Raw genomic sequence first — 5143 nt, forward strand, 5'->3', positions numbered from 1 at the left:
GCGATTTCCAGTGAAGGCGGTGGCAGAGACGCTGGGGGTTTCCCGCTCCAATAAAGGGCAAAGCGAAGCCGCGGCGGCGCTACCATAAAGCGCAAGACGCGGCGGTGGTGCCGCTCATCACAGCGCTCGTAGCAGCGTGGCCGACCTATGGCTACCGGCGGATCACGGCGGTCCTGAGGAGCGGCGTGACTTTATGCTGAAAAGCATCTTTGATGCCTTAGCAGGTCGCTGAATTAGTCGGCGTGGTGGAAGGTTTTCCCGTCGTACGGACCAGTCGCTTTGCGCGTCGGGCCCGTTCCCACGAACGGCATGGGCGTCCGATGCCGGTTTTCGGCTTCATTCTGCCAGCAGCCGGGGCAGCCGGGCCAGGTTGTTGGCGACCATTGTCAGGATGAAGCGGGATCGCACGCGTTCGATTCCGCGATAGACGGTTTGTGCCATGCCGCCGACGGTCTTGGCCCAGCCGAAAGCCTCCTCGATGCGCTTGCGGTGTTTCTGGGACAGGGCATGGCTCTCATGCCGGGTGGTGCGGCCGTCGATCGCTGAATGTCGCGATCTCACCACCATCACCGGCGCCACCTCCTACGACTGCGGCATCGTCGGCGAACCCTCGAAGTTCGGCGGCTCGCTCGGCGTGGCCGCTAGCAGCACCAATCGCGGCGTCATCGGCCCGCAGGCGTTCTATGCCGACACGAAAATCCGTCTCACCGCGCGGGGCGGCAGTTTCACCGGCGGCGCTGTGCGCATCGTTATCCACACCCTGACCGTCGGCCTGCCCTCGTGAAGCTGTCCGACGTCCTGCTGCAGCACGGTCGGGCGCTGGAATGGATGACCAGCGCCCTGCTGCTCGCCTTCGCCATCACCCTCGCTATGCCCGCCGATACGCTGGCCGCCAGCCCGAGCTTCGCCGGTTTCGTCAGCGCCGGCCTCGACGAAGCCGCGCTCGCCATGCCGATCTCATGGATCGCGGCGATGCGTATGGCTGGGCTCTACGTGAACGGCGCGTGGCGCAGATCGCCGCTGCTGCGGATGATCGGTGCCGTTCTGGGTGCCGGGGTCTTCGCATTCCTTGCAACGATGTTCGCCCTGCCCTGGCTTGCCGGTCAGCAGAGCGCCCTCGGCATCGGCGCCGGCGTCTATGCGGTCGCCTGTCTTTTCGATCTTCTTGCAGCCTACAGGACCGGTGCCGATGTTGGACATTCTGAACGGCTTGGATGAGGCCGCATGGGCCGGCCTCACCGCGCTCACGCTGGCGATCATCGGCGCCATCGGTGCGGTGCTGAAGGGCATGCGTCGGCACCCGGCCGAGACCGGGCAACCGGTGGTCGATCCCTTTGCCGGCATCACCGACCAGATCCGCGCAATGGCCAACGGACAGGACGCTGCCGCCTCTGAGGCCGATCGTCGCTTCGACCGCATCGATCGCGAACTGGCCCGCATCCACACTGACACGCAGGTCATCCGCGAACGCAATACGCCGCGCTGATCACAGCGCCAACAGTCACGACCCCGCACGACCAGACCCACCCGCAGCAGCCCCCGCCTCCGGGGGCTGCTGCTTTTCCCATGGAGATCCAGCATGACCTTCTATCAACACTGGCGCAACGTCCCAGCCTCGGCCTGGCGCTGGCCCGACTTCTCGCCCGCCGAGATCGCCTGCCGCGGCACCGGCAGATTGCTCGTCAACGAGGACGCGCTCGACCGGCTGCAGGCGCTGCGCAGCGCCCTTGGCCGACCGATGATCGTCAATTCCGCCTATCGCAGTCCCGAACACAATGCCCGCGTTGGCGGCGCGCCGAAGTCGCAGCATCTGCAGGGCGCGGCCTTCGACATTTCCATGGCCAACCACGATCCGGCCGGATTCATTGCTGCCGCCCGCAGGGCCGGGTTCCGCGGCATCGGCACCTATCCGCGCTCGAACTTCGTCCATATCGACATCGGCCCCACCCGCAGCTGGGGCCAGCCGTTTCCGGCCCGGGCCTCGCGCTTCGCCGCAGACAAGCCACCGGCGCGCGAAGAGCTGGCCGAGAGCCGGACGATGAGAGGCGGTGGCACGGCCGGCGTGGCCACCATCGGCGCCGCCGGAATCGAGGTCCTGCAGGATAGCCTTGCCGATGCGCAGGGATCTGTGCAGGCGCTGGTGCCCTATCTCGATACGTTCCGCTGGCTCTTCATCGCGCTGGCGCTGGCCGGGATCGCGGTGACGATCCATGCCCGGCTGGATGACTGGCGGCGGGGGCAGCGATGATCGCCACCCTCACCGCCCTCTGGCACCGCGCTCTGCCCTGGCTGGCGCTGATCGCTGCCATCCTCCTGTTCATCCTCGGCGCACGGAGGTACGGCGAAAAGGCCGGCCGCGCCGCCGAGCGCCTGCACAACACGAAAACGACCAATGATGCGCTACGCCGGATGCTGGAAGCCGGGGCGGATCGCCCCCGTGATCGCGATGACCTTGCTCAGCGCCTGCGCGACGGCCGGTTCTGAGCATGGAGCCTGCCCGCCGGTGGTGGAGTACTTGACCGAAGAGCAGCGGCAGGCGGCAGCTGAGGTCGAGGCCTTGCAGAAGGGATCTGTCGTCTCGGATATCATGGCGGATTACCATGTTCTGCGACAGCAGGCGCAGGCTTGCAGCGCGTGACTATGTAGACCCGCAGGTGACGTGAAGGGCGGGATGCCGCCTGACGACTGTGCGGCAACGCACCTGCTGCATCGTGCCGGAGCGGACATTGTTCGCCACGCAGTATAGGCAGCCGACATCAGGTAGGCTTCGATAATCATCTGGATTCTAACCTGCGCATGCAACATCATCGAAGAACAGATTGTCAGCTCCCCGATTGTGCCAAATGCCTGTTCTTCTTACCCCTTGCCCTTCCTCCGATTGCGAGTTGACTGAGTGGTCCATCGAGGACAGCTAACAAGCTATCAGCCGCCATTGCTCAGAAATCAGTACGGAAAACTGACTTCCAACCGAAACATTGTCGCGGCTGAGATTGCCGCAGAGTACGCAGCTCTCGGCAAGCGGGTGATTGTATTCTGTGCTGACACCAGGGCATGCGGCAGCGTTCGGGATCATGTTAACCAGTTGTTGAAGCCTGCGAACGTCCCCTTGAATGAAGCCCACGAAGCTTTGCGCGCTGCCGCACTTGCAGACGTTGGCTCCGCCAAGGCTGCCTTTGATCCGTTCGGTGTGCAAGCCGCAGTGCATCATGGCGATTTGCTTCCAATCGAGCGTCGACTAACCGAAGGTGTTTTTAAAAGCGGGCGTCCCGCTGACCAGGCTGTTCTCGGATTGGACGTCGTCGCAGCGACATCAACAATCGCTCAAGGCCTCAACCTGCCATGCGATGTGGTTATCCTTGCAGGCACTGACCGGAGCGCAAAAGATGATCCAAACGGGAATCCTAGGAAGGACTTGAAGCCTCACGAGGTCCTTAATGCATTAGGTCGAGCTGGTCGTGCTGCCTATGCGGCAACAGGGGTGGCAATCGTCATTCCAGCAGACCCGATCTTCATCGATCCTTCTGAACTGAACTTTCCTCCGATCAGTCCACTGCCTATCGTCTTCTCGGAGAAAGATGCTTGCAGCCCGGTCATTGACCCTATCGAACAGCTCCTCGACCACGTCGAGGGCAGTGCAATAAGCGACCCTCGCATGCAAGGGATGATCCGACGGCTATCAGCGGTAGCACAGGATGGTACGATTGGCTTTGACGGGATTGCGCGCCGATCCTTCGGCTATCACCGGCGGCGCGCCCTGAACGAAGACGCTGCCAATGGGTGGCTACGTGCTCGCCGAGAGGCACTTAAAGCTGCAGCAGCGGCTCTCACCGATCTGCCGGTTTTGAATTGGCAGCAAGAGCTTGCAGTGAGAAATGGCGTGCCGCCAGAAATTATAGCCCGCTTAGATGCGGCATATGACATTGTACCAGGTCAGGCCGTAACCACCGCAGAATGGTTCGATTGGCTTCTTGATAAATGCATCAGGTCTGCAAGTGACCTCATGCTCATTGTTAGAAGCGGCTCGTTAGAAACAGTGTTTGGGCGCGCCTGGACCAACACACCGGACCGCACCAATGCAGTTGCCCAAATCCGCAGCGCGCTGAAGGTCATGACGCGCATGTGGTGCGAAGGTAAAACTCTCGTTGAAATCGAGGCCTATCTACTTGCCTTCATACACGCACATGAAGGGGAGGTGACGAACAGGGCAAGCCAGTCCGCGACAGCACATCGCGCCAGGAGGTTTGCCATTCGCATCCTGCCGGATATTGGCTTTCTCAGCGGCTTGCTTGCTCAGGTTTCTAGCCATCGGGCAGCCAAAGAAGGTACGGAAGTGGCGCCTATCGTCTCCATGCTGCAGCGTATGGTCAAGGCAGGTGACCACGATCGGCACCATGCCGTACTGCGCACGACGACACAAAATGCCTCTAGGGTACTTTCTTTGCAGACCTGCAATGAGTTACGACATCATTTCACTGCGGGCTCATGGGATCCGATTGAGGCTGTACAAGGCGATATACGTCGTGCATTAATTTTACAGGGCTTTGAAGAATTCGGCGATGATTTGGAAGACCTGTCTTGATCATCAGTGCCCGGACTTTTGCTTGGCATGACCGCAAAGCAAACGTGCATTCATGACGTTTAATTGGCTGATCGGCTTGCTCTATAGAAGGGTGGCTAAGCGGCTTGTCCAGCAATCCACGATAAAACCCAAAACAGCATGCGTTAAGCCGATCTCGCTGCGCCAAGCATGTACTTCCGGTTTGGACAAGGCGCACGGGGTCGTCCCTAAGCGTCGAGCGGCGGATATAACAACGTTGACGTGGTCTACGTTAACTGGCGGGCTAGCCATTGCAGACGGTACCAAATGACGAGTGAATGGGCAGATTTTCTCAATCCTGATGTAGCTCGAACTCGACTTTTGCGGACTGGGTTGTTCCTAGTTGCCCATAAGATGCTGTTGAGCTCTGTGAAAGATTGCGTACACCACTTTTTCTCAAACACATGGACCGCCGTTGACGGTTGGAAGCTGAGCTTAGAATATCGTGAAAAGGTTTTGTCCCTAGATCGGCTCTGTTGCACAAATCCTGTGAGGGACTCATCTCGTGAATCCAGCATGGTAGCTGGGTTGCATGAACAGACCGAC

6 protein-coding genes and 2 pseudogenes are annotated in these 5143 nt (G+C 60.5%); 7 read left to right on the top strand and 1 reads right to left on the bottom strand.

From position 1 onward, the window contains the following. Nucleotides 1-176, top strand: a pseudogene (locus ACFOM8_RS22390) (IS3 family transposase); the annotation flags it as partial. 160 nt (nt 177-336) lie between these two features. Here the strand turns inward: ACFOM8_RS22390 and ACFOM8_RS22395 are convergent. Beyond that, nucleotides 337-558: pseudogene (locus ACFOM8_RS22395) on the bottom strand (transposase); the annotation flags it as partial. On the opposite strand from ACFOM8_RS22395, the gene ACFOM8_RS22400 reads away from it, so the two are divergent. The 6 genes from ACFOM8_RS22400 (at nt 527) to ACFOM8_RS22425 (ending at nt 4579) form a co-directional block, all read left to right on the top strand. Next, complete coding sequence (locus ACFOM8_RS22400; RefSeq protein ID WP_377764584.1) at nt 527-784, top strand: hypothetical protein; 258 nt, start codon at nt 527-529, stop codon at nt 782-784. The pseudogene ACFOM8_RS22395 and the gene ACFOM8_RS22400 overlap by 32 nt on opposite strands. Next, nucleotides 781-1218: a hypothetical protein gene (locus tag ACFOM8_RS22405; RefSeq protein ID WP_377764585.1), complete on the top strand. Its 438-nt coding sequence runs from the start codon at nt 781-783 to the stop codon at nt 1216-1218. The genes ACFOM8_RS22400 and ACFOM8_RS22405 overlap by 4 nt, the downstream gene beginning before the upstream one ends. After that, complete coding sequence (locus ACFOM8_RS22410; RefSeq protein ID WP_377764586.1) at nt 1190-1486, top strand: hypothetical protein; 297 nt, start codon at nt 1190-1192, stop codon at nt 1484-1486. Before ACFOM8_RS22405 ends, ACFOM8_RS22410 begins: the two co-directional genes overlap by 29 nt. 93 nt (nt 1487-1579) lie before the next feature. Further along, nucleotides 1580-2248 carry a YcbK family protein gene (locus ACFOM8_RS22415; RefSeq protein WP_377764587.1) on the top strand — a complete coding sequence of 223 codons (669 nt, stop codon included), beginning with the start codon at nt 1580-1582 and terminating at the stop codon, nt 2246-2248. Continuing rightward, nucleotides 2245-2484, top strand: a complete 240-nt coding sequence (locus tag ACFOM8_RS22420; protein WP_377764588.1) for a hypothetical protein — start codon at nt 2245-2247, stop codon at nt 2482-2484. Before ACFOM8_RS22415 ends, ACFOM8_RS22420 begins: the two co-directional genes overlap by 4 nt. Before the next feature lie 622 nt (nt 2485-3106). After that, a complete protein-coding gene (locus ACFOM8_RS22425; protein ID WP_377764589.1) occupies nt 3107-4579 on the top strand; it encodes a hypothetical protein in 1473 nt (490 codons plus the stop codon). Nucleotides 4580-5143 lie beyond the last annotated feature (564 nt).

The organism is Paracoccus angustae, assembly GCF_042648745.1.
GTDB lineage: Bacteria > Pseudomonadota > Alphaproteobacteria > Rhodobacterales > Rhodobacteraceae > Paracoccus > Paracoccus angustae.

Excerpts from the sequence above, each read along its gene's own strand:
- ACFOM8_RS22410 (WP_377764586.1), top strand. The coding sequence starts at position 1,190 with ATGTTGGACATTCTGAACGGCTTGGATGAGGCCGCATGGGCCGGCCTC.
- ACFOM8_RS22420 (WP_377764588.1), top strand. The coding sequence starts at position 2,245 with ATGATCGCCACCCTCACCGCCCTCTGGCACCGCGCTCTGCCCTGGCTG.
- ACFOM8_RS22415 (WP_377764587.1), top strand. The coding sequence starts at position 1,580 with ATGACCTTCTATCAACACTGGCGCAACGTCCCAGCCTCGGCCTGGCGC.